Here is a 23,991-nt window from a genome sequence, read left to right on the forward strand (position 1 = left end):
GTTCCTTTACTGCAAAGGGGGCCGGCCTGTCGCCGGCACCGGATTAGAGGAAGCCTGCAAACTTGCCGACGATACCGAGCACGACCGTGATGACGATGAGGCGCAGCGGACTCCAGCCGCGGCGGATCAGCGCATACATGGCCAGGGTGTAGAGCAGCGGCAGGAAGGCCGGCATCAGCTTGTCGAGCACGTCCGCCTGCAGTTTCACCACCGCATCACCGGCGGTGATCTCCAGGGTGGTGCCGAGCCGCACATAGGTGGCGACCAAGGCGCCGATCACCGTCATGCCGACGATGGAGGCAGCATGGCCTACCTTGCGGGTGTTGGCTTTGATGAGCGGAATGGCGGCAACCCCCATGCGGTAGGCGTAGTGCGCCAGCCCGAAGCGCAGGCCGAAGTGCACCACATTGAACAGCAGGAAGAAGAACACGGCGCCCATGATGGAGCCCTGCAGCGCTAGATCGGCACCGATCCCGCCGCAGATGGGCAGCAGGGTGAGCCAGAACATGGCATCCCCGATCCCGCCCAGCGGTGCGCCGACAGCTATCTTGGTGCTCTGTATGCTGTTGACGTTCTGCTTGGATCGCTCCATCGCCAGCACTATGCCCATCACGAAAGTGACCAGGAAAGGGTGGGTGTTGAAGAAGCCCATGTGCCCCTTCATGGCCCGGGAGAGATCCCTGGGGTTGGTGTGGATCTTCTGCAGCGCCGGTAGCAGGCCGTAGAGCCAGCCGGAAGCCTGCATCCGCTCGTAGTTGAAGGAGGCCTGCAACAGCAGGGAGCGCCAGGCGAAGCGATTGATGTCCTGGCGGGTCAGCTCGGCCCCCAGTTGCTGATCTTCGTAGACGTCGTCGGAGACGGCGCGGGTCGGTTGTTGCTCGGCCGCCGGGGCGATCTGCCGGGCTGTGTTGTTAGATACCATCTTCAGTTTCCTCCTGGGTGGGGTGGGCTTGCGGCGCCGGGTCCTTGCGCATGAAGTCGATCAGGGCCATTGCCAGAGCGGCTGCGGCTATGGCCAGCACCGGCAGCTTGAGCCAGGCGGCGGCGACGAAGCCGAGGATGAAGTAGGGGATGTAGACATTCTTCATCATGATCTTGAGCAGCACGGCGAAGCCGATGGCGGGCATGATGCCGCCGGCGACCCCGAGGCCGTCGATGAGGCGGGCGGGCAGCACGTCGATGGCGGTCTTGGCGTGTTCTGCCCCGAAGTAGGTGGGCAGGAAGGCGCACAGGAAATAGAAGGTGCCGAGCGCCAGCAGGGCTAGGTAGTTGACCCTCTCTATGCCACGGGTATCGCCAGCCTCCGCCATACGATCACAGCGGGACATGACCCCGGACATCACCGAGAAGAGGAAGGTGATCCCCATCTGGACCGCCACCGCGAAGGGGACTGCGACCCCGACCGCCACATCCGGCTTGACCCCTGTGGTGATGGCGAAGGTGGCGCCGACTATGGTGCCTATGATGACGTTGGGCGGTTGAGCCCCCGCCAGCGGCGCCAGCCCCATCCAGACCAGCTCCAGAGTGCCGCCCACCAGTATGCCGGCGGGCAGGTCGCCGAGGATCAGGCCCACCAGCGGACCCAATACCACGGGCCTGTGGAAGTGAGTCAGGCCGTTGAACAGGTCAAGTCCGGCGAAGAACGCCAGAATGCCCAGCAAGAGCCCTTGCAATAAACTGATTTCCATCACAATTGTCCTTAATCAGATCAGGTTGAAAATGTCCTGTGCCGGTTCGGTCGGCACGCCCTGGACAAAGCACTCGACGTGGGCGTCCTGCAGGGCACGAAACGCCGCTATGTCCGTCTCATCCACGGATACCGTCTTGTGGATCTGACGTTTGCCGTCGGCGTAGTGCATGTTGCCGACGTTGATGCGGGGGATGGGCACGCCCCCCGCGACCAGGGTACGAAAATCTGTCGGGTTCTTGCACACCAGCAATATCTTCTGGCGATCGGCGGCCTTGCCTATGTTGTCGATCACCTTCTGCAGCGGCCAGAAGCGCACCGCAATCCCCTCCGCCAGCACCATCTCCATCAGGTTCTGCTGTATGGGGTCTTCCGCCACCTCGTCATTGGCCACCAGCACCAGGTTGGCGCCGGCAAACCCGACCCATTGCACCCCGACCTGACCGTGGATCAGCCGCTCGTCGATACGGCTCAGCACTATGTTTGGCATCAGACGCCTCCTTGCTGGTTGAACGGATAGATGTTGACGCCCTGCACGACCCGGTTGACCCGGCCGCTCGGGCAGGGGTTGTCCGGGGTGATACCCAGCGCCAGCGCTGTGTGGAAGGCGTAGTACTGGGCGTAGAGCAGGTAGCAGAACGCCAGCTCGGCATCGTCGCCGTTGAGGGGGGTGGGCAGATAGATGTGCTCGCCGGCCGCGATGAGCTGATCGGGCCGATCGGCCAGGGCGACAACCCGGGCGGCGTGGCCGTCCTGGCGAAGCTCGGTGAGCAGATCCAGGTCGTACTGGCGGGTGTAGGGATCGTTGGAGATCATCAGCACTATCAGGGTCTGGCCGTTGATGGCGGATTTCGGCCCGTGGCGAAAGCCGGTGGGGGAGTCATACATGGCCATCAGCTGACCCGAGGTGAGCTCAAGCAGCTTGAGCGCGGCCTCCTGGGCCACCCCCTGCAGGCTGCCGCTGCCAAGATAGATGACCCGCTCTGGTAGCGGTTGATTCCACTCGGGCACGCTCAGTTCGGCCTGGAGCAGAATGGCTTCCCCCAGGGCGATGAGCGGCTGGCTGACGGCGGGATTGAACTGGCGCGGCAGGAACACAGCCAGGCAGCTCAGCATCATGCTGGTCAGGCTGCTGGTCATGGCGAAGCTGCGGTCGTGGGTCTGGGGCGGCATCAGCAGCGCTAGGGAGCGGGCATCCTTCTGGCAGCGCCGGTAGAGCTCCCCTTCGCCGTTGCAGGTGAGTACCAGGTGGTGGCACTCGCTCAGCAGCTGGCTGGCCAGCTCGACGGCTGCCACGCTCTCTGGGCTGTTGCCGGAGCGGGCGAAGGAGATGAGCAGTGTCGGGTAATCTTGCGCCAGGTATACGTCCGGGTTGGTGACGATATCTGTGGTGGCGATCGCCTCGAAGCGGCCATTGAGCCTGCCGCAGAGGTAGGGCGCCAGGGCCCGGCCGGCAAAGGCGGAGGTGCCGGCGCCGGTCAGGATCACCCGCAGGTTGCTCCGGGACAGCAGGGGCAGCAGGAAGCGCTCTATGGTGGCGCGGCACTCCTCCACCATGGTGAGTGTCTCCCGCCAGGCGGCGGGCTGTTGCCGGATTTCGCGGGCGGTGGCCAGGCCGTTGGCCGAGCGCAGTGTCTCTTCTGGATAACCAAGGATCATCTCTACAACTCCTTATGCAACCGGGGTGAGCCGGGAATGACTGGCGGGGGTGGTGCCACAGGCCTGGGCGTATTGGCGCAGCACCTCCTGCACCTGATCGAGAATGAGGTCGTGGGCTCTGGCCGACAGCGTGCCCTGGCGCACCTTGCGGTATTGCAGCGGCAGGTGCTGGCTGAGCAGGGGCAGGGGAATGGGCTCTGCGGCCAGGTTGGCGAGCAGCCGGGCATAGCAGTCGTCGACCCGGCTGTCGGGCCAGTAGTAGCGAATGCGGTCGGAATAGCTGTAACCGCGGGCCAGCCGGCACTCGTTGGCATTGCCCTGATAGTGGCTGCGCCAGAAGTCGGGGCGATCCAGCATTGTCTCCTCCAGCACCTGGCGCAGGCCCGAGCAGGCGCGGGCGACCACCAGCTCCTCCTCGATGGCGGCAAGGGAGAACAGCGCCTCCCGCAGGGCGAAGGTGAGGGCAGGGCCGACCTTGAGGATGGCGAAGTGGTCGCGCACCAGCTGGCAGTAGGCTTGCGGGGTCTGGTAGTCGGTGGAGTGTGCCTCGAACACCAGATGGGGGTAGGCTTCGATCATCCGGCTGAGGGGGGCGGCCTTGTCGGACTGATAGTCGATGACATGGGTGTGGTCGAACTCCACTCCGGGTTGCACCACCAGGCCGATCACCCTGGGCCAGATGGCCTCGAGCCCGACCCTGGCAAAGGCCTGCTGGTGGGTGCTCAAGGTATGGCGGGCGGCTTCCGGTGTGGTCACGGCCAGATCGGCCAGCGTCTCATGGGCGCCGCCAGGTACCGGCACCTCTGTGCCTATCACATAGACCAGATCGCAGCAGCCAAATTCGGCCTGGCAGGTCTGCTCGGCGATCAAGGCCAGTCGGGCGGCCCGCTCGGCGACCAGCTCATCGGGGAGGGGAATCGGATCCCCCAGGCAGGACATGCTGCAATCGAGGTGGATTTTCTTGAAGCCGGCGGCGACATAGCTGGCGATCAGCACCTCGGCGTGTTCCATGGCCTGCTCGGCCGGCTCCCCCTGCCAGCGGTTGGGGCCCAGGTGATCGCCTCCCAATACCAGTCGCTGCAGGGGAAAATTGCACTCGGCGGCGAGCCGGTGCAGCCGGTCGCGAAAATCCACCGGCGTCATGCCGGTATAGCCGCCGAATTGATCCACCTGATTGGAGGTGGCCTCGACCAGCAGCAGATCATCTCCCTGTGCCGCCAGCCTCAGGGCCGCCTCCAGCACCAGCGGGTGGGCGGAGCAGACGGCGTAAATCCCGACCGGTACCCCCTGCTTGTGTTGCGCGATCAGTGCCAGCATTGATTTCATTTCCCTCTCCCTCATGGCTGAATACAGAATGAATCTTTCGATGTCTTTCTTTACACTAGGCGTACAGCCCCTTAAACGAAACAAAAGCGTGCTCACACCTTGAGTGAGATCACAAAAAGAAATGAATCGAAATGCTTTTGATGTTTCGGAAGAGTCTAAATGAGGACTTTTAAACCAATGAAAGCTTGATTTGGCATAAAGGCTGGGCGTTAATAGCTAAACGTAACGAAGTGAAAGTCCTGATTTCACCACAGCACTCCGGCAGAGAGATTATGCAAACAACCGAAAAAAGTGTGCTTGGCACCAGCGAGCGGCGGGAACGCATCATTCAGCAACTGCGCAGCAATGGCAGCGTGCAGGTCAACGAGCTGGCCAGTCACTATCAGGTATCCACCGTCACGATCCGCAATGATCTGGCGTTTCTGGAGAAACAGGGGATAGCGGTACGCGCCTATGGTGGGGCCCTCTTGTGTGAGCCGAATCAGGCAGTGCCCGAGCGCACTATCGCCGACAAGAGCGTGCTCAACACACCGGTCAAGCAGCGTATTGGCGCCATGGCGGCGAGTCTGGTACAGGCGGGAAGTCGTCTCATTCTTGACTCGGGAACCACCACGCTGGAAGTGGCGCGTCACCTGCGCGAGCACCAGGAGATAGTGGTGATGACCAACGGCATGAACGTGGCGGATGCACTGCTGGAGGCTGAAGGGGTGGAGCTGCTGATGACGGGGGGACATCTGCGCCGCAAGTCGCTCTCCTTCTATGGTGCCCAGGCGGACCAATCCTTGCAGAACTACCACTTTGACCTGCTGTTTCTCGGGGTCGATGGCATCGATCTGGAGCGTGGCGTCAGTACCCATCATGAAGATGAGGCGCGTCTCAATCGCTGTATGTGCAAGGTAGCCGAGCGGATCATAGTGGTGACCGATTCCAGCAAGTTTGGTCGGTTGAGCCTGCACAAGATCATCGATACCCAGCGCATCCACACCCTGATCACCGATGATGCCATTGCGGCCGAGACGCTGGCAGGGTTGCGTCAGACGGGGATAGAGGTATTGCTGGTGCCGGCCTGATCCGGACAGTGAAAAGGGAGTGAGAAAGAGGGATGCCATGGCATCCCTCTTTCGTTGTCAGGAGACAGGCTCAGCCAGGCTCGGGGAAGTAACGTTCCAGCAGAGCGGTGAGGATGGCCTGGCTCTGCTCGTCGGGCTCGCCGCTGACCAGGGCCGGGCGGAAATGGAGCTGGAAGGCGCGCAGGGCGGCGCGGCTCTGTTCATCCCAGGTGCCGCTGGGGGCGATCCCATAACCGTAACGGGCGAGTTGCTGTTGCCAGGTGAGGGCATTCCAGGCGGGTGCTGGCTGCTGGCGGAGGGCTGTGACCCTGGCTTCATCAGGCCAGGCACCGACCCCGTAGTGCAGGGCGAGCTCGCGCCAGGGGAAGTGGGGGCCTGGATCCTGCTTGCGTTCGGGGGCGACATCGCTGTGGGCCAGCACCTGTGTTGGCGGAATCCGGTAGCGTTGCACCAGCTTCTGGGTAAGGGCGCCGATGGCGGCGATCTGCGCCTGGGTGTAGGGCTGCCAGCGCCGCTGGTGGGCGGGTAGCAGCGCATCTTCCGGCGGATAGCCCAGGTTGACGATTTCGATGCCGAGGGAGCTGGCGTTGAGCCCCGCATACTGGTGCCAGCGACTGCGGCCCGCATGCCAGGCGCGCTGGCTGTCGGGCACCAGTTGGTAGACGGGCAGCGGTGTCTGGTCGGTGTCGCGGGGGATCAGGTAGTGAGCGCTCACCTGATGGGCCGGTTCGGTCAGCAGGCGCAGTGAGTGGGCGTCGTCCTCGTCCGTGTAGTGCAGGATCAGGAAAGCGATGCGTTCATTCTGGCTGGCACTGGGGTAACGGGAAGAGAGCTGATAGGGGGCAGGCTGGCAGGCGCTCAGCAGCAGTATGAGGCAGAGTGACCATAACCGCAGCCATATGGCCCTGTTCGGGCCCGGTTCGGAAAGGCGTGACGGCCAGCGCCGCCCACTGGCCAGCGGGACACGGGCTGACAGTGAGCAGATACGCTGGCCCATGACTCAGGCGCGGTACTTGGCGGTGAGGCCGATGAGGAAGTTGCGCAGGATCTGATCCCCGCAATCCTGATAGTGTTTGTGATCCTTGGAGCGGAACAGGGCACTCAGTTCGGACTTGGAGAGGTTGAAGTCGGCGAGCTTGAGGGTGCCGAGCATGTCCTCTTCTTTGTAGTTCAGGCCGATGCGCAGCTTGCGCAGTATCATGTTGTTGTTGATCCGGTTCGGGATCACCTGGGCCGGGGCATCTTCCCGCACACCGCGGCGCGCTATGATGAAGCCGTCGAGGAACTGGCTCAGGGCGGCATCGGGACAGGCGACATAGCCCGCTTCTTGCTCTTCCCCTTCAGCTGCCTCTTTCATCAGCCAGCTGTGCAACTGGGCGTGAGTGACCGTCAGATTGCCTTTGGCAAACATCTCGACCATCTGGTCGTTGCTGATGGTGAGGGCGTAGCGCAGACGGCGCAGAATATCGTTGTTGGTCATGTTGACTCCTGTAGAAACGGCGCAACTTTATCATCTGGCGCGCCCCGCGTCAGAAAAAGCAGGGCCGACTCTGTTCATTAACGGAGGCTGATAGCGGCTGCCAACCGGCGCCACGCTGCATCCACGGCATTCAGGCGAGGTAAAGGGGCGCCTCCCGACGCACCTGCTCCATCGCATCCTGCAACTCCAGCAACTCGGGCTCCAGCTCGCTGACCGGCACCCCGTCGCGCAGCTGTTGCTCCAGTTGGGAGAGCAGCCGTTGCAGGCCGGGCACCCCGGAATAGGCACAGCCGCCATTGAGGCGGTGCAGCTGTGCCAGCACCTCGGCATCCTCCACCTGACCGGCGAACGCTGCCTCCAGAACCGGGTCCATCTCGTCGAAGCTGGCCATCAGCATGGTCAGCATCTCTTTGGCGAGATCCAGCTTGCCAGCGGCCTGACGCACCGCCAGGGACCAGTCGATCTGCTGATCCCCGTGGTTCTGGTGGCGACGGTGGGCGAAGTCGGTGATCAGTTGGGCCAGCATGCTCTCGTCGATGGGCTTGGCCAGATAGTCATCCATCCCCTGCCGGATCAGCCGCTCCCGCTCGCCGGGAATGGCGTGGGCGGTTACCGCCACTATGGGCGTCTCGGTGTTGAGGGACTGGCTGCGGATCGCCTGGGTGGCACTGATGCCATCCATGATCGGCATCTGTATATCCATGAAAATGATGTCGAACGGCTGACTCTGGGCCAGTCTGACCGCCTCCTTGCCGTTCTTGCACACCTCCACCTGGCTCACCATCTCCTTGAGCATGGCGGCGATCAGCTTGAGATTGGCCGCATTGTCGTCCACCGCCAGCACCTTGATCGCCTGCACGCTGCGTGGGGAGGGGGTGGGCAGCGGCGCGCTCTTGGTCGCTTCGGGGGAGAGCAGGGCGTGCAGCAGCTTGCGGTGGTTGGTGGGCTTGGAGAGACAGTGCTGGGCGCCGTGGGCCAGCATGGCCTCATAGAGCGATGGCTCGTGGCTGCTGAGCAACACTATGGTGTTCTGCTGGCCGTCCAGCGCATCGAGGCGAGCGATCACCTGCTGCGGAGTGTGCAGTGTGCTGCTGCCGATGATCACCATGTCCTGATTGCTCATCTCGGGCCAGATGGTATCGATGGCGAGAGATTGCACATCCAGCTGCCATTCGGCCAGCAGGGCACACAGGGAAGAGTGGCTGAAGGGATCCGGCTCCAGCAGCCAGACCCGCTTGCCCTGAATGCGATCCAGCGGCAGCTTCTCGGTCTGGGGCAGGGGAGAGACGTCCATATCCAGGCTGAAGGAGAAGATGGACCCCTTGCCCAGCTCGGATTCAAAACGGATCTGGCCTCCCATCTGCTGTACCAGCTTCTGGGTGATGACCAGACCCAGGCCCGTGCCGCCATAACGGCGCGAGATGGAGGAGTCGGCCTGATTGAATGCCTGGAACAACTGGCGCTGCTGCTCTTCAGAGATGCCGATACCGGTATCGCGGATCAGCACGTTGAGCCGCACCTTGTTGCCGTTGCTGCCGCCGGTTTGCTCGATGTGCACATCCACGTTGCCACGCTCGGTGAACTTGATGGCGTTGCCGGCGAGGTTGGTCAGCACCTGCTGCAGGCGCATGGGATCGCCAGTGAGATAGTCCGGCACCTCGGCATCTACCTGCAGGGAGAGTTCGAGCTGCTTGTCGTGAGCACTGGGGCCGAGCAGGTGCATGGTCTCGTTGAGGGTGTCGCGCAGGCTGAACGGGATATGCTCCAGCTGCAGCTTGCCTGCCTCCAGCTTGGAGAAGTCGAGGATGTCGTTGATGATGCCTAGCAGGTTGCGGGCCGACTTCTCTATGGTCTGCATGTAGTCGGTCTGGCTCGGAGTCAGCGCCGTCTTGAGCAGCTGGCGGGTGAAGCCGATGACGCCATTGAGCGGAGTGCGCAGCTCGTGGGACATGTTGGCGAGGAACTCGGATTTGACCCGCGCAGCCTCCTGTGCTCGTTTCTTGGCCATGTCGAGCTCGACGTTCTGGATCTCTATCTGTTCAAGTGTTTCCCGCAGATCCGAGGTGGCCTGATCGATATTCTGCTGCATCTCCTCGTGATATTCCGAGAGCGCCTTGGCCATGGCGTTGATGCCGTTTTTCAGCATGTCCAGCTCGCCGGTGAGCTGACCGCTGACCCGGGTGTCGAGCCGCCCCTCCCTGATCTTGTGCACCGCCTGCACCATATCGGTGATGGGCTGGGTCACGCTCTTGACCAGCCTGAAGCCAAACAGGGTACTGAAGGCGATGCCGATGAGCACCATGATCACCGCGAAGAAGGTGTCGCGATACTGCAGGATCATGGCCCTGTCCGTGGTCATCTGCATGGAGATGTAGCCGATCATCGGCGGCTCCACATCGCTGGGCAGCGGGAAGCCGTCCATGCTGGTTTCGGCCTGGATCGGGGTACGCAATATGATGTCGTCACCGTACAGGGTGACGCTGGTCAGCTCGGGGATCTGGCTGCCATCGGGCAGCCGCAGCCGGGTGAAGTCCCTGTGATAGTTGGACGTTACGAACAGCTGGTTGTCCTGGGTGAAGACGGCGATGGACTTGATGAGCGGCGAGTTTTTGCGGTGGGTCAGGCCTATCAGCCGTTTGAGCGACTCGCGACTGTGCTGGGTCATGCCGTATTCACTGGCGATGGCCAGGGGCTCTATGATGTTGATGCCCTGATCGATCAGGTTGTTTTCCAGCTGCTGGTAGCGGTGGAAGGTAAAATAGCCGGCCATCAGGCCGCCAATGATCAGGGTCGGCAATATGGTAAAGGCCAGCACGCGGGCTCGAAGGCCGTACTTGGTCATGCGAATGGTCCCCCGATCATCAGGGTGGGCAAGATGGTCAATGACACGGCATGAGCGCGCAGGCCGGATTGGGTCATGCGGATAGTCCCCCGATCATCAGGGTAGGCAAGAGGGCAAACGACAGTGGGCGGGCCCGCAGGCCGGATTTGGTCATACTATTATTCTTGTGGGACAATAGCCTGCTGCAGATTCCACAATCATGACATAGCCACCTATAGGCACCAAGTTTTATGGCCCAGTTTTTCAAGCCCCAAAAGAAATCCACCCAGCCCCAACGTATTGAATTTACGGTAGACAGTCTGGATCACCACTGCGTCGGTATCGGCCGTCATCAGGGCAAGGCGATCTTCATCGAAGGGGCACTGCCCGGCGAGCAGGTCAAGGCCCGTATCCTCGACGACAAGAAGCAGTATGCTCACGCCGCCTTGCAACAGGTAGTGACCCCGGCGGCGAACCGCATTGCCCCCTTCTGCAACCACTACCGCGAGTGCGGCGGCTGCAATGCCCAGCACCTCGGCGAAGCGGATCAGCAGGCTGCCAAAGAGGCCGGGCTGGTCAGCCTGTTCGAACGACTGGGGCAGATCAAGGCACCAGTGCTGGAGCCCGTGCTGACAGGGGAGTCTCGCGCCTACCGCCGGGTCTGCCGGCTGGCCATCAAGTTTGACAAGAATGGCCGCTGTACCCGGGTCGGTTTTCGTCGCCGTCAGTCCAACGACCTGGTGGAGATTGAGGGTTGCCCCGTGCTGGCCGAGCCGCTCTCTGCCCTCATAGTGCCGCTGCGCGAATGCCTCAATCGCCTCAAGAGCCAGCGTGAGCTGGGCCATGCGGAGCTTATCCAGGCAGAGCAGGGGATCATGATGCTGCTGCGCCACACCGGTCGTCCCAACGAGGCGGATCGCGCCCTGCTGGTGGCGTTTGCGAAGTCGCAGGGGATAGACCTCTATCTGCAGGCCGCTGATGAACGCATCGAGCCACTGCACCAAGTATTCCAGCCATCCTACTCACTGGATGGCCTGTCTCTTGCATTTGCTCCCGGTGACTTCATTCAGGTCAATGGCCCCATCAACCAGAGCATGGTGGCCCAGGCGCTGGCGTGGCTTGGTGCGAGCAAGGATGACAAAGTGCTGGATCTGTTCTGTGGCATCGGCAACTTCACCCTGCCACTGGCCCGTCAGGCCCGTGAAGTGGTGGGAGTTGAAGGGGATCTGGCCATGGTGGCCCGCGCCGAGGAGAACGCCCGTCGCAACGGTATCGACAACGCCCGTTTCTACAAGGCGGACTTGAGCGGCGACATAGTCGGCATGTCTTGGGCGCGGGAAGGGTTCGATCTGGTGCTGCTGGATCCGGCTCGCCCCGGTGCGCTGGAGGTGATGGGTCACGTCGTGAAACTTTCACCCAAGCGAGTGGTCTACGTTTCCTGTAACCCGGTCACCCTGGCCCGTGACAGTCAGGTGCTGGTGAAAGGGGGCTACCGACTGGTGCGCCTGGGTATGCTCGACATGTTCCCGCACACGGGGCATCTCGAGTCAATGGCGCTGTTTGAGCGGGGCTAAGCAGAGGATGTCCGGATGTTCCGTCGCTGCGGCCATCTGGACGCCATTGCGCTGTTTGAGCAGTAATGATTGAGGTAATCTAGACCCTCGTAAATCGGCAGGGCCTGTTGGAGAACTCTATTGTCTTTATTGACAATATGCCTTGAAAAGTTCTCCAGATATCCCCATTTGAGGCAGTCTCATCAGGTGAGGGGGAGGAAGCGGCAGCTTTCGGCCCAATAATTTAAAGGATTGATACCATGGTTGCGGTTCGCGATATTCATTTGAAAGACAACTTCACCCTGGAAGAGTGGGTCAGCTCGCTCAACCTGAGTGACAGTGACAAGGATCAACTGCGAACCGTCTATCAGTACTGTCTGACGCTCGGTGACGAGGCGATCACCAACCGTCTGCTGGTGCGTGGTGTCGAGATGGCGGGCATTCTGCTGATGCTCAGCATGGATCTCGGCACTCTCAAGGCCGCCATCATCTACCCCTTCGTCGAAGCCGGCCTCATTAGCCAGGAGCGGATGGACGAAGACTTCGGCCCCAAGATCGCCAAGCTGGTGGAAGGGGTGCTGGAGATGGAAGCCATCCGCTCCCTGCAGACTCTGCACCGCAGCGAAACCTCACCGGAGCAGGTCGACAATGTGCGACGCATGTTGCTCGCCATGGTCGAGGATGTGCGCGCCGTTGTCATCAAGCTGGCGGAGCGGATCGCCTGCCTGCGGGAAGCCAAGAAGGCGGATGAAGAGACCCGGGTGCTGATGGCCCAGGAGATCACCAACATCTATGCGCCGCTGGCCAACCGGCTTGGCATTGGTCAGCTCAAATGGGAGTTGGAAGATCTCGCCTTCCGTTACCTGCACCCGGACACTTACAAGCAGATCGCCAAGCAGCTCGACGAGAAGCGCCTCGACCGTGAGCGCTACATTCGCGAGTTTGTGCAGTCCCTGCGCGACGGGCTCAAAGAGGCCGGAGTGGAAGCGGAGGTTTATGGCCGCCCGAAACACATATACAGCATCTGGCGCAAGATGCAGAAGAAGCACCTCGAATTCAACGAGCTGTTCGATGTGCGTGCCGTGCGGGTGGTGACCAAGCGGCTGCAGGATTGCTATGCGGCACTCGGTATCGTTCATACCCATTTCCACCATATTCCCCGCGAGTTTGACGACTATGTCGCCAACCCCAAACCCAATGGTTACCAGTCCATCCACACTGTCGTGGTGGGGCCAGAGGGCAAGACGGTGGAGATCCAGATCCGTACCGACCAGATGCATCAGGATGCCGAGCTCGGCGTTGCCGCGCATTGGCGTTACAAGGAAGGGGCGCAGGCTGCCAACAAAGCCAACAACTTTGAAGACAAGATCGAGTGGCTGCGCAAGCTGCTCGCCTGGCAGGAGGATCTCTCCGAGAGCGGATCCCTGCTCGAAGATCTGCGCAGTCAGGTATTCGAGGACAGGGTCTATGTGTTCACCCCGAAAGGGGATGTTATCGACCTGCCGGCGGGTGCCACCCCACTCGATTTTGCCTATCACGTCCACAGCATGATCGGCCACCGCTGCATCGGTGCCAAGATTGACGGCCGCATAGTGCCGTTCACCTATGCACTGCAGACCGGCGATCAGGTGGAGGTGATCACCCAGAAGGAGCCGAACCCGAGCCGCGACTGGATGAATCCCAACTCCGGCTTCCTGCGCTCCAGCCGGGCACGGGCCAAGGTGGCCACTTGGTTCAGGAAACTGGACAAGGACAAGAACATAGCCGCCGGCAAGGAACTGCTGGAAAAAGAGCTGGACAGACACAACCTGACCCTTTCCAAGGTCGACAAGGTGGTGCTGGAGCGTTTCCACGCCGAGGAGCTGGAAGACCTGCTGGCCGGCATTGGCAGCGGCGACATTCGCATCAACCAGCTGCTCAACTACCTGGACACTCGTTACAACAAGCCGACGGCGGAGGAAGAAGATCGCCGGGTGCTGGAAAAACTGGAGCAGAAGGCCAATACCCCATTCAGGCCCAAGCCCAAGGATCACATAGTGGTGGAAGGGGTCGGCAATCTGATGACCCACATAGCCCGTTGCTGCCAGCCCATTCCGGGCGACACCATACAGGGGTTCATCACCATGGGGCGCGGGGTCTCCATCCACAGGGATGATTGCGAGCAGCTCAAGGAGCTCTCCCGCCGCAACCCGGAGCGGTTGATCGATGCGGTGTGGGGAGAGAACTACTCAGGTGGCTATGGTCTTACCATCCGTATCCTCTCCAACGATCGCTCGGGTCTGCTGCGGGACATCACCACAGTGCTGGCCAACGAGAAGATTAACGTGATGGGGGTGCGTTCGCGCTCCAATGTGCGCGAGCAGACTGCCGAGATCGACATGGAGCTGGAGATCTACAACATCAACGCCTTCAACCGGGCCTTGGCCAAGTTGAGCCAGCTCAATGACGTGATCAGCGCCAAGCGCCTCTGATGGTGACCCGCCCGCAGCCGTGACCGACCGCAAGGTCGGTCACTGTTTCCCTCCTGATCACGCCCCCTGCAACCACGAATGGAAAGCTAACATCCAATGTCCCAACGTTACGATCTGCCCCAACTGCTCGATATCATGTCTCGTCTGCGTGACCCGCAAGGGGGTTGCCCCTGGGATCTCAAGCAGAGCTTCCAGACCATAGTGCCCCACACCCTGGAAGAGGCCTATGAGGTTGCCGATGCCATCGAAACCCGCGATTGGCAGGGGTTGAAGGGGGAACTCGGCGATCTGCTGTTTCAGGTAGTCTTCTATGCCCAGCTGGGCAAGGAGCAGGGGCTGTTCGATTTCGCCGATATCGTCGATGCGGTGAGCGAGAAGCTCATTCGCCGTCATCCCCATGTGTTTTCCGATGCGGATCTTGGCGATGAGCAGGCGGTCAAGGTGAACTGGGAGGCGGAAAAAGCCAGGGAGCGGGCGGCACTCGATAAAGAGAGCGTGCTGGATGATATTCCGCTCTCGCTGCCGGCCCTGACTCGCGCCGCCAAGATCCAGAAGCGCTGCGCCACCGTCGGCTTTGACTGGAAAACCCTGGGGCCTGTGGTGGACAAAATTCACGAAGAGATCGACGAAGTGATGGAAGAGGCGCTGATGGCCGACGTGGACGAGGCGCGGGTGAGCGATGAGCTCGGCGATCTCTTGTTTGCCACCGTCAATCTGGTGCGTCACTTGGGCAAGGATCCGGAGCAGGTGCTGCGGGGCGCCAACGCCAAGTTCGAGCGTCGCTTTCGGCAGGTTGAGCAATTTATCGCTGCGGAAGGCTTGAAAATGACCGATTGTTCGCTCGAAAAGCTGGACTCCGCCTGGGACAAGGCCAAGGAAACCGAACAAAGTTGATTTGGCGCAAGACGATGGCGCTGTGAGCCTGATAGATTTTTGTTCATTGTTTGGGAGTGGGGGTTTTGGTATACTGTTTCCCCGTCCTGCTTCATCCCCGAAGCACCCCTTAAAATTCCCTAAACTTCTTTCAGGTTCAGCATGACGACAAAATATATTTTTGTAACTGGTGGCGTTGTTTCATCCCTCGGCAAAGGCATTGCCGCAGCTTCTCTGGCAGCCATTCTGGAAGCCCGTGGTCTGGATGTGACCATCATGAAACTGGACCCCTATATCAACGTGGATCCGGGCACAATGAGCCCGACCCAGCACGGTGAAGTGTTCGTAACCGAGGACGGGGCCGAGACCGATCTGGATCTGGGCCACTACGAGCGTTTCATCCGCACCAAGATGACTCGCCGCAACAACTTTACTACTGGCCGCATCTACGCCGACGTGCTGCGTAAAGAGCGCCGTGGCGACTATCTGGGCGCCACTATTCAGGTTATCCCGCACATCACCAACGCCATCAAGGAGCGGGTGATTGCCGGTGCCGAAGGCCATCAGGTTGCCATCGTCGAAGTGGGCGGTACCGTGGGTGACATCGAGTCCCTGCCGTTCCTCGAAGCCATTCGTCAGCTGGCGGCTGAAGTGGGCCGCAACAGCGCCATGTTCATGCACCTGACCCTGGTTCCTTACCTGGCGGCTGCCGGTGAACTGAAGACCAAGCCGACCCAGCACTCCGTGAAAGAGCTGCTCTCCATCGGTATTCAGCCGGATGTGCTGATCTGCCGTTCCGATCGCACCATTCCGGCCAACGAGCGTGCCAAGATCGGTCTGTTCTGCAACGTGCCAGAGCGCGCCGTCATCTCCATGAAAGACGTCGACTCCATCTACAAGATCCCGGCACTGCTCAAGTCTCAGAATCTGGACTCCTACTTCACCGAGCGTTTCGGTCTGGAGTGCAAGGAAGCCGACTTGTCCGAGTGGGAACAGGTTGTCTTCGAAGAGGCCAATTCGACTGCGGAAGTGACCATCGGCATGGTCGGCAAGTATGTTTCTCTGCCGGATGCTTACAAGTCCGTCAACGAGGCGCTCAAGCACGGCGGCCTGAAGACCCGTCTCTCCGTCACCATCAAGTACATCGACTCTCAAGACATCGAGACCCGTGGCTTCGAGCTGCTGGAAGGCCTGGATGCGATCCTGGTACCGGGTGGTTTCGGTGAGCGTGGTGTGGAAGGCAAGATCCTGGCTGCCCAGTATGCCCGTGAGAACAAGATCCCTTATCTGGGTATCTGCCTCGGCATGCAGGTTGCCATGATCGAATTCGCGCGCAATGTCGCTGGCATGACAGGGGCTCACTCCTCTGAATTCAAGAAAGATTGTGCTTATCCGGTTGTCGGTCTCATCACTGAGTGGGTGGATGACGAAGGCAACGTCGAGACCCGTACCGAGAAGTCCGATCTGGGTGGCACCATGCGTCTGGGCTCCCAGCTCTGCCACCTGGTCGAGGATTCCAAGGTGCGTCAGATGTACGGCAGCCCGACCATTTACGAGCGCCACCGTCACCGTTACGAAGTGAACAACAAGCTGCTGCCGCAGATTGAAGCGGCAGGTCTGAAAGTGACCGGTCTCTCCGCCGACAAGAAACTGGTGGAAATTATCGAGATCCCGGATCACCCCTGGTTTGTGGCGGCGCAGTTCCACCCGGAGTTCACCTCAACTCCCCGTGATGGCCACGCCCTGTTTGCCGGCTTTGTGAAGGCGGCAGGCGAGTATCAGAAGCGTAATCTGAAGTAATTGAAAATAAATGCGGTTGAGGCTCTGTGCCACAGCCGCTTTTTTTGGCATATTTTTGTTGTTTTTTTACGAAACCTGAGGAAATACACATGTCCAAGATCGTTAAAGTGATCGGTCGTGAAATCATCGACTCCCGTGGTAACCCGACCGTTGAGGTCGAAGTTCACCTGGAAGGTGGTTTTGTTGGTATGGCAGCCGCTCCGTCTGGCGCGTCTACCGGTTCCCGCGAAGCGCTGGAACTGCGTGACGGCGACAAGAGCCGTTTCCTGGGTAAAGGCGTGCTGAAAGCCCTCGAAGCCGTAAACGGCCCGATCGCTCAAGCTCTGCTGGGTAAAGATGCCAAGGACCAGGCTGCTATCGACCAGATCATGATCGACCTCGACGGCACCGAGAACAAATCCAAGTTTGGCGCTAACGCCATCCTGGCTGTTTCCCTGGCCAACGCCAAGGCCGCTGCTGCTGCCAAAGGCATGCCGCTGTATGCTCACATCGCCGAGCTGAACGGCACTGCGGGTGTTTACTCCATGCCGCTGCCGATGATGAACATCATCAATGGTGGTGAGCACGCCGACAACAACGTTGACATCCAGGAGTTCATGATCCAGCCGGTTGGCGCCAAGACCCTGAAAGAAGCCGTTCGCATGGGTGCTGAAGTGTTCCACAACCTGGCCAAAGTGCTGAAGTCCAAGGGCTACAACACTGCTGTTGGTGACGAAGGTGGTTTCGCTCCCAACCTGAAATCCAACGCCGAAGCGCTGGAAGTGATCGCAGAAGCCGTTGCTGCTGCTGGCTATGTACTGGGTAAAGACATCACTCTGGCCATGGACTGCGCTGCTTCCGAGTTCTACGACGCCGAGAAGAAAGAGTACAACCTGAAAGGCGAAGGTCGTATCTTCACCTCCAACGAGTTCTCTGACTACCTGGCTGACCTGACCACCAAGTTCCCGATCGTCTCCATCGAAGATGGCCTGGACGAATCTGACTGGGACGGTTTCGCTTACCAGACCAAAGAGCTGGGCAAAAAGATCCAGATCGTGGGTGACGACCTGTTCGTAACCAACACCAAGATCCTGAAGCGCGGCATCGACAACGGCATCGCCAACTCCATCCTGATCAAGTTCAACCAGATCGGTTCCCTGACCGAAACTCTGGCTGCCATCAAGATGGCCAAAGACGCTGGTTACACTGCCGTCATCTCCCACCGTTCCGGTGAGACCGAAGACGCGACCATCGCCGACCTGGCTGTGGGTACCGCTGCTGGCCAGATCAAGACCGGTTCCATGAGCCGTTCTGACCGTGTTGCCAAGTACAACCAGCTGATCCGTATCGAAGAAGCTCTGGGTGCCAAAGCTCCTTTCAACGGTCTGAAAGAAGTGAAAGGCCAGGCTTAATTCCAGCCCGCCCTTAATCTGCTCAAAGCCCCGCCAATCTGGCGGGGCTTTTTCGTATCTGGCTCAGCCGCTTGCGGTTTCTGCATTTTTTATTCCGGCCCAACCCATACGGGACACAGGCTTCCTTTTGTCTTGCCTGCGAATATGGGAAACTAGGCCGCTTGAAGGAGACTCAGTGCATGCGGCTACTCACTCTTATCCTGCTCTTCCTGTTGGGAGGGCTTCAATACGACCTCTGGCTGGGGAAGAATGGCCTGTCCGATTATCACGAATTGTCTGATGCCATCTCCCGGCAGCAGCAGGATAATCTGGTACTCAAGGATCGTAATAACCTGATTTATCGCGAGATTGATGATTTAACCTCGGGCCTTGAGGCCATCGAGGAGTTGTCGCGCAACGATCTTGGCTACATCAAGCAGGGCGAGACCTTCTACCGGATTATCCCCAAGGATAAAGATCAGGAGACGGCGCCGGACGATGAGCCCTACGATGACTGATGTGAAAATCACTGGCGTGATCGCTATCGTTCCGGCCGCTGGCATCGGCAGCCGGATGGGGGCCGATTGTCCCAAGCAGTATCTGCACCTGGCGGGCAAGACCATTCTCGAACATACCCTGGAGCGGCTGCTCTCTCACCCGGCGATAGTGCAGGTGGTAGTGGCGCTGGCGCCTCATGATCGCTGGTTCGAAACCCTGCCAGTGGCGGCCGACGCGCGTATCCTGCGGGTAGAGGGGGGCGCCGAGCGCGCCTTTTCCGTTCTCAATGCGTTACATGCGGCCGACAGTGACTGGGTGCTGGTTCACGATGCCGCCCGTCCCTGTCTGACCCATGGCGATCTCGATGCCCTGATCGCCGCCGCCATCCAGTGTGGGGGCGCCATTCTCGGCAGCCGGGTGCGCGATACCATGAAGCGCTCTGATGCTGCAGGCAACATCATTGGTACCGTCGATCGCGAGCAGCTCTGGCATGCGCTGACGCCGCAGATGTTCCCCGCTCGCACCCTGAAGCGAGCGCTGGAGGAGGGGCTGGCACTGGGGGCCACCATCACTGACGAGGCCTCTGCCATGGAGCGTGCCGGTTTCACGGTGCGGATGGTGGAAGGGCGCGCTGACAATATCAAGGTAACCCGGCCTGAGGATCTCTCTCTGGCTGGGCTGTTTTTAAGCCAGCAGACCTAAGCCGTTTTTGCGACGTATGTGTCCACTGGCGATGAAAGTGACTTAAAGGAGCAGGCATGATCCGGATTGGACGTGGTTTTGACGTGCACAAAATTGACGAGGTAGGTCCCTGTATGTTGAGAGGACGCCAAGCATGATGCGAATTGGTCATGGTTTTGATGTACACAAGTTTGGTGGCGTGGGGCCTTGCATGCTGGGCGGGGTTGCAGTGCCGTACGAGCAAGGACTGCTTGCTCACTCCGACGGTGATGTGGTGCTGCACGCTGTGAGCGATGCCCTGCTGGGCGCCATCGGCGCCGGTGACATAGGCCGCCACTTTCCCGATACCGCTGCGCAATTCAAGGGGATCGACAGTCGTATCCTGCTGCGGGACGTTTTTGCCCGGGTAAAAACCGCGGGCTATGCCATCGGCAATCTGGATGTGACCATCATAGCCCAGGCCCCCAAGATGGCGCCCCATATCGACGCCATGTGCGCCGTGCTGGCCGCCGACCTGCAATGTGATTTGAACCGGGTGAATGTCAAGGCGACTACCACAGAACAACTCGGCTTTACGGGGCGCAAGGAAGGGATCGCCACCGAAGCCGTCGTCTTACTGGTGAAACAATAATGTTGGAACAGCTCAGTTATTTGCATGGTGTGCCTGCCGCCAAGGGCATTCTCAAGGCCGAGGCCAGCGATTTTGTGGTGGTTGAGGATCTGGGCTTCGAGCCTTGTGGTGAAGGTGAGCACATCTTCGTCCGGGTGCGCAAAACCGGCGAGAACACTGCCTGGGTTGCGGGCCTGCTGGCCGATGCAGCCGGGGTTAACCGCAATGCGGTGACGTGGGCTGGCCTCAAAGATCGCCACGCTGTGACCGAGCAGTGGTTCGGCATCCACTTGCCGGGCAAAGCCGAGCCGAACTTGTCGGTGGTCGAGAGCGACAGCATCCAGATCTTGCAAGCCAGGCGCCACAACCGCAAATTGCGGGTCGGCTACCTCAAGGGCAACCATTTCACCCTGCGTCTCACCGGTCTGGCGCAGGCCGACGGGCTGGAGGCCCGCCTGCAAGCCATCGCCACTCAGGGGGTGCCCAATTACTATGGCGAGCAGCGTTTCGGCCGGGGTGGCAACAACCTGGAAGCGGCCAAGGCGATGTTTGCCGGCAAGCGGATCAAGGATCGCAACAAGCGCTCTCTCTATCTCTCCGCCGCCCGCAGCATGCTGTTCAATGCCATCGTCAGTGCCCGCATCGAGCAGGGGTTGGCCCATCAGCTGCTGGCCGGCGACTGCGTGATGCTCAAAGGCAGCCACTCCATCTTCAGTGAAGAGGTGCTGACCCCTGAGCTGGCTGCACGGCTGGCTTCCGGTGACGTGCAGCTGACCGCCCCCCAGTGGGGACGCGGCCGCCTGGCAAGCCAGGGCGCTGCCGCCGAGTTTGAGCAGGCGGTGCTGGCTCCTTATGCCGAGTGGTGTGACGGGCTGGAAAAAGCCGGACTGGATCAGGATCGCCGCCCGCTGCTGCTCAAGCCGGAACAGATGAGCTGGCAGCTGGACGGCGAGGTGTTGACCTTGTCCTTCTTCCTGCCGGCCGGCGCCTTTGCGACCAGCGTGGTACGCGAATTAATGCAGGCCGAAGAGGCCGATCATGGTTTCAGGAATCAGTCCGATGCGAATTCTGGTCAGTAATGACGATGGTGTGCATGCCGAGGGCATTCGCGCGCTCAGCGATGCACTGAGGGCGTGTGGCGAGGTCACAGTAGTTGCGCCGGATCGCAATCGCAGCGGCGCGAGTCACTCCCTGACGCTGGAAGTACCGCTGCGGGTCTCCCGTATCAGCGAAAACGGTTACTATGCGGTGAAGGGCACCCCGACCGACTGTGTGCATCTGGCGGTCAACGAACTGGTGCGCCCCGAGCCGGACATGGTCGTTGCAGGCATCAATCATGGCGCCAACCTGGGAGATGATGTCATCTACTCAGGCACGGTCGCGGCGGCGACCGAAGGACGCCATCTCGGTTTCCCCTCCCTTGCTATCTCACTGGTAGGACGGACCCACTTCGCCACGGCGGCCCATTATGCAGCTCAACTGGTGAGGGGGGTGATGGTGCATCCGCTGCCTGCCGATCAGATCCTCAATGTGAACGTGCCCGACCTGCCCCTTGATCAGGTAAAGGGGATCAAGGTGACACGCCTTGGCAATCGACATCGGGCGGAGTCGGTGATCTGTACCGAGGATCCTCGTGGTCAGCCGATCTACTGGATTGGTCCCCCCGGCAACCAGCAAGATGCGGGAGAAGGCACGGATTTCGCCGCCATCGAGCAGGGCTATGTCTCGATCACCCCCCTGACCATCGATATGACTGCATACAGCAGTCTGGCGGGTCTGGGGGCTTGGTTAGACCTGCAGGGATGAAGGTGTGATAGTACAGCGCCTGTTGAACCAGCTGATCGCACAGGACATTCGTGATTTCCGCGTACTCGCGGCGATTGCGAAAGTACCGCGTCAGCTGTTTGTGGATGAAGCCATGGCCCACAAGGCATGGGATAACACGGCGTTGCCCATCGGCAATGGTCAGACCATCTCCCAGCCTTACATGGTGGCGCGGATGACCGAGCTGCTGATCCAGAATGATCCGGCCCACGTGCTGGAGATTGGTACTGGTTCCGGTTACCAGACCGCCGTGCTGGCACATCTGGTGGAGCACGTCTATACGGTGGAGCGGATCAAGTCGCTGCAGTTCCAGGCCCGGCGCCGACTGCGCCAGCTTGATCTGCACAACGTCTCGGCCAAGCACGGCAACGGCTGGCTGGGGTGGCCCAATAAAGGGCCGTTCGATGCAATTCTGGTGACGGCTGCGGCCAGTGAAGTGCCTACTGCTCTCACTGATCAACTGGCCGATGGTGGCCGTCTGGTGCTGCCGGTGGGCGATAGTCATCAGACCTTGCAGCTAATCGAACGGGCCGGTTCCCAGCTGACCAGCCGGATCCTGGAGCCTGTGCGCTTTGTTCCCCTAATTGATGGAGATGTTGAGTGAAGCTGTTTTCTCGTCTGTATGTGCTGGTGATGCAGTGGGCTCGTCACAGGTATGCCCCTTATTATCTGGCGATCACTGCTTTCATCGAGTCGGTGTTCTGGCCTATTCCGGTTGACGTCATGCTGGCGCCCATGGCGCTGGCCAAGCCGCACAAGGCGTGGCACTACGCTACCCTGGCGACGATCTTCTCCGTATTGGGGGCAGTGTTCGGCTATGCGCTCGGCTATGCCCTGTGGGAGCCGCTGGTGCAGCCGTTGGTGGTCTCTGTGGGGTATGAAGGCAAGATTGCCCTGGCACAGCAGTGGTTCGAGCAGTGGGGCATCTGGGTGATTTTTATTGCCAGCTTCACGCCAATCCCCTACAAGGTGTTTACCGTCACGGCGGGCTTGCTGCATATGGCACTGTTGCCCTTCATTGTGACCTCGCTGATCGGCCGTGGCATGCGCTTCTTCCTGGTGGCAGGCCTGATGCGCTGGGGCGGTGAGAAAATGGAGCGCAAGCTGATGCACTATGTGGATGTGCTGGGCTGGCTCTGTATTGGTTTGGCCGTTGCGGCCTATTTCTGGTTTAGTCGTTAAGGATCCACTATGCGTTCGCGTGTCTGGCAAGGAAGCAGTATCGTCGTGTTGTCATGGCTGCTGCTCGCTTGCTCTTCCAGCAAGACTGCTGCTCCGGTACAGGGATTGGGCAATGATCGCCTTGTCTCCACCATACCGGCTCGTCATGGGGCGGCCCAACCTGCTATTCAGGGCAACAGCTACACGGTGAAAAAAGGGGATACCCTCTACTCCATCGCCTTCAATTCGGGTAACGATGTGCCATCACTGGCCAGCCTCAACGGTATCAGCCCTCCCTATAACATCTACCCGGGACAGCAGCTCAGGCTCGATGCATCCGGTAGCAATACCCTGACTGCCAATCGCAGCGCCAGCACCTATCAAGTGCGTCGTGGCGACACGTTAAGCAGTATTGGCCGTCAGTTTGGCATGTCGAATCAAACACTTGCACAGCGCAACAACCTGCAGGTGCCATATGGGCTCCATGTTGGTCAGGTGCTGAACGTACAGTCTGCCGCTATGGGTGGTGGCCAGATGGTTGCCGTGACGCGTCCTGTCACACCGCAAAGTAGCGGCCCCAAACCGCTTGCAATGGCACCATCAGGTACGACCACACCATTTATCAAACAGAAAACGATTGCTCAGCCATCTTCAAAAGAATACGCTCAGATAAGAGAACAAAAAAACAACAATAAACCTCAGTCGAGACTTTCTTGGCACTGGCCGACGCAAGGCCGGATAGTTGAGGGTTTCTCCGTTGCAGAACAGGGAAACAAAGGCATAGATATCGCTGGCCAGAAGGGGCAACCCGTCTACGCAGCGAGTGGCGGAAAAGTCGTCTATGCGGGTAGCGCACTAAGGGGGTATGGCAAGCTGATCATCCTCAAGCATGATGATGACTACCTCTCGGCTTATGCTCACAACGACGAGTTGCGAGTGAAGGAAGGGGATAGCGTCAAAGGCGGAGCGGTCATTGCCAACATGGGCAGCACGGACGCGCCGGATGTGCGTTTGCACTTTGAAATCCGGTATCGAGGCAAGTCGATAAACCCGATGAGCTATTTGCCAAAGCGTTAACCCCAGAGAGTTAAGTCTTACTCTGGTTCA

22 protein-coding genes are annotated in these 23,991 nt (G+C 60.0%); 14 read left to right on the top strand and 8 right to left on the bottom strand.

Annotated features, from left to right (window positions below; translation table 11 throughout):
• Positions 1-43: 43 nt before the first annotated feature.
• From agaE to kbaZ, 5 genes are read right to left on the bottom strand one after another with little or no spacing between them, the layout of a single operon-like run.
• Positions 44-922: a PTS N-acetylgalactosamine transporter subunit IID gene (gene agaE / locus AC1P02_RS09010; RefSeq protein WP_265466685.1), complete on the bottom strand. Its 879-nt coding sequence runs from the start codon at positions 920-922 to the stop codon at positions 44-46.
• Positions 912-1,688 (bottom strand): PTS N-acetylgalactosamine transporter subunit IIC, encoded by a 777-nt coding sequence (gene agaW, locus AC1P02_RS09015; protein ID WP_485185080.1) that lies wholly within the window; start codon positions 1,686-1,688, stop codon positions 912-914. Before agaW ends, agaE begins: the two co-directional genes overlap by 11 nt.
• Before the next feature lie 15 nt (positions 1,689-1,703).
• The gene (gene agaV, locus AC1P02_RS09020) at positions 1,704-2,177 is read right to left on the bottom strand and encodes a PTS N-acetylgalactosamine transporter subunit IIB (RefSeq protein ID WP_042872688.1); all 474 of its coding nucleotides are present in this window, start codon (positions 2,175-2,177) and stop codon (positions 1,704-1,706) included.
• Positions 2,177-3,346, bottom strand: coding sequence for an SIS domain-containing protein (locus tag AC1P02_RS09025; protein ID WP_096119083.1), 1,170 nt, complete (start codon positions 3,344-3,346; stop codon positions 2,177-2,179). Before AC1P02_RS09025 ends, agaV begins: the two co-directional genes overlap by 1 nt.
• A gap of 12 nt (positions 3,347-3,358) precedes the next feature.
• Positions 3,359-4,672: a tagatose-bisphosphate aldolase subunit KbaZ gene (kbaZ, locus tag AC1P02_RS09030; RefSeq protein ID WP_485185083.1), complete on the bottom strand. Its 1,314-nt coding sequence runs from the start codon at positions 4,670-4,672 to the stop codon at positions 3,359-3,361.
• A gap of 272 nt (positions 4,673-4,944) precedes the next feature.
• Here kbaZ and AC1P02_RS09035 point away from each other — a divergent pair, with 272 nt between their 5' ends.
• A complete protein-coding gene (locus AC1P02_RS09035; protein WP_058395219.1) occupies positions 4,945-5,742 on the top strand; it encodes a DeoR family transcriptional regulator in 798 nt (265 codons plus the stop codon).
• Between the two features lie 70 nt (positions 5,743-5,812).
• On the opposite strand, the gene AC1P02_RS09040 is transcribed toward AC1P02_RS09035, so the two are convergent.
• The 3 genes from AC1P02_RS09040 to barA all read right to left on the bottom strand — a co-directional run bounded on the left by AC1P02_RS09040 (position 5,813) and on the right by barA (position 10,064).
• Positions 5,813-6,739: an N-acetylmuramoyl-L-alanine amidase gene (locus AC1P02_RS09040; protein ID WP_485185085.1), complete on the bottom strand. Its 927-nt coding sequence runs from the start codon at positions 6,737-6,739 to the stop codon at positions 5,813-5,815.
• Between the two features lie 3 nt (positions 6,740-6,742).
• Positions 6,743-7,222: a YehS family protein gene (locus AC1P02_RS09045; RefSeq protein ID WP_005318863.1), complete on the bottom strand. Its 480-nt coding sequence runs from the start codon at positions 7,220-7,222 to the stop codon at positions 6,743-6,745.
• Between the two features lie 130 nt (positions 7,223-7,352).
• Positions 7,353-10,064, bottom strand: a complete 2,712-nt coding sequence (gene barA, locus AC1P02_RS09050; RefSeq protein WP_485185087.1) for a two-component sensor histidine kinase BarA — start codon at positions 10,062-10,064, stop codon at positions 7,353-7,355.
• 230 nt (positions 10,065-10,294) lie between these two features.
• Here barA and rlmD point away from each other — a divergent pair, with 230 nt between their 5' ends.
• The 13 genes from rlmD (at position 10,295) to AC1P02_RS09115 (ending at position 23,961) form a co-directional block, all read left to right on the top strand.
• The gene (rlmD, locus tag AC1P02_RS09055; RefSeq protein ID WP_485185089.1) at positions 10,295-11,617 is read left to right on the top strand and encodes a 23S rRNA (uracil(1939)-C(5))-methyltransferase RlmD; all 1,323 of its coding nucleotides are present in this window, start codon (positions 10,295-10,297) and stop codon (positions 11,615-11,617) included.
• Between the two features lie 239 nt (positions 11,618-11,856).
• Positions 11,857-14,067, top strand: a complete 2,211-nt coding sequence (relA, locus tag AC1P02_RS09060) for a GTP diphosphokinase (RefSeq protein ID WP_021139204.1) — start codon at positions 11,857-11,859, stop codon at positions 14,065-14,067.
• A gap of 96 nt (positions 14,068-14,163) precedes the next feature.
• Complete coding sequence (gene mazG, locus AC1P02_RS09065) at positions 14,164-14,961, top strand: nucleoside triphosphate pyrophosphohydrolase (RefSeq protein ID WP_429180520.1); 798 nt, start codon at positions 14,164-14,166, stop codon at positions 14,959-14,961.
• Positions 14,962-15,102: 141 nt separating this feature from the next.
• Positions 15,103-16,740: a glutamine hydrolyzing CTP synthase gene (pyrG, locus tag AC1P02_RS09070; protein ID WP_005318871.1), complete on the top strand. Its 1,638-nt coding sequence runs from the start codon at positions 15,103-15,105 to the stop codon at positions 16,738-16,740.
• A gap of 89 nt (positions 16,741-16,829) precedes the next feature.
• Positions 16,830-18,131, top strand: a complete 1,302-nt coding sequence (eno, locus tag AC1P02_RS09075; RefSeq protein WP_485185092.1) for a phosphopyruvate hydratase — start codon at positions 16,830-16,832, stop codon at positions 18,129-18,131.
• Positions 18,132-18,310: 179 nt separating this feature from the next.
• Positions 18,311-18,628 (top strand): cell division protein FtsB, encoded by a 318-nt coding sequence (gene ftsB, locus AC1P02_RS09080; protein ID WP_005318876.1) that lies wholly within the window; start codon positions 18,311-18,313, stop codon positions 18,626-18,628.
• The gene (gene ispD / locus AC1P02_RS09085; RefSeq protein WP_485185094.1) at positions 18,621-19,310 is read left to right on the top strand and encodes a 2-C-methyl-D-erythritol 4-phosphate cytidylyltransferase; all 690 of its coding nucleotides are present in this window, start codon (positions 18,621-18,623) and stop codon (positions 19,308-19,310) included. Before ftsB ends, ispD begins: the two co-directional genes overlap by 8 nt.
• Positions 19,311-19,443: 133 nt before the next feature.
• A complete protein-coding gene (ispF, locus tag AC1P02_RS09090; RefSeq protein ID WP_005318882.1) occupies positions 19,444-19,920 on the top strand; it encodes a 2-C-methyl-D-erythritol 2,4-cyclodiphosphate synthase in 477 nt (158 codons plus the stop codon).
• Complete coding sequence (gene truD / locus AC1P02_RS09095) at positions 19,920-20,978, top strand: tRNA pseudouridine(13) synthase TruD (RefSeq protein WP_374994399.1); 1,059 nt, start codon at positions 19,920-19,922, stop codon at positions 20,976-20,978. The genes ispF and truD overlap by 1 nt, the downstream gene beginning before the upstream one ends.
• Positions 20,959-21,705 carry a 5'/3'-nucleotidase SurE gene (gene surE / locus AC1P02_RS09100; RefSeq protein ID WP_021139209.1) on the top strand — a complete coding sequence of 249 codons (747 nt, stop codon included), beginning with the start codon at positions 20,959-20,961 and terminating at the stop codon, positions 21,703-21,705. Before truD ends, surE begins: the two co-directional genes overlap by 20 nt.
• Before the next feature lie 4 nt (positions 21,706-21,709).
• The gene (locus AC1P02_RS09105) at positions 21,710-22,327 is read left to right on the top strand and encodes a protein-L-isoaspartate(D-aspartate) O-methyltransferase (protein ID WP_005318888.1); all 618 of its coding nucleotides are present in this window, start codon (positions 21,710-21,712) and stop codon (positions 22,325-22,327) included.
• Positions 22,324-22,905: a YqaA family protein gene (locus tag AC1P02_RS09110; RefSeq protein WP_021139210.1), complete on the top strand. Its 582-nt coding sequence runs from the start codon at positions 22,324-22,326 to the stop codon at positions 22,903-22,905. The genes AC1P02_RS09105 and AC1P02_RS09110 overlap by 4 nt, the downstream gene beginning before the upstream one ends.
• 9 nt (positions 22,906-22,914) lie before the next feature.
• On the top strand, positions 22,915-23,961 hold the full coding sequence (locus AC1P02_RS09115; RefSeq protein WP_485185098.1) for a peptidoglycan DD-metalloendopeptidase family protein: 1,047 nt from the start codon (positions 22,915-22,917) through the stop codon (positions 23,959-23,961).
• Positions 23,962-23,991 lie beyond the last annotated feature (30 nt).

The sequence above is a fragment of the Aeromonas sp. TS_SC_11 genome (genome assembly GCF_057318915.1).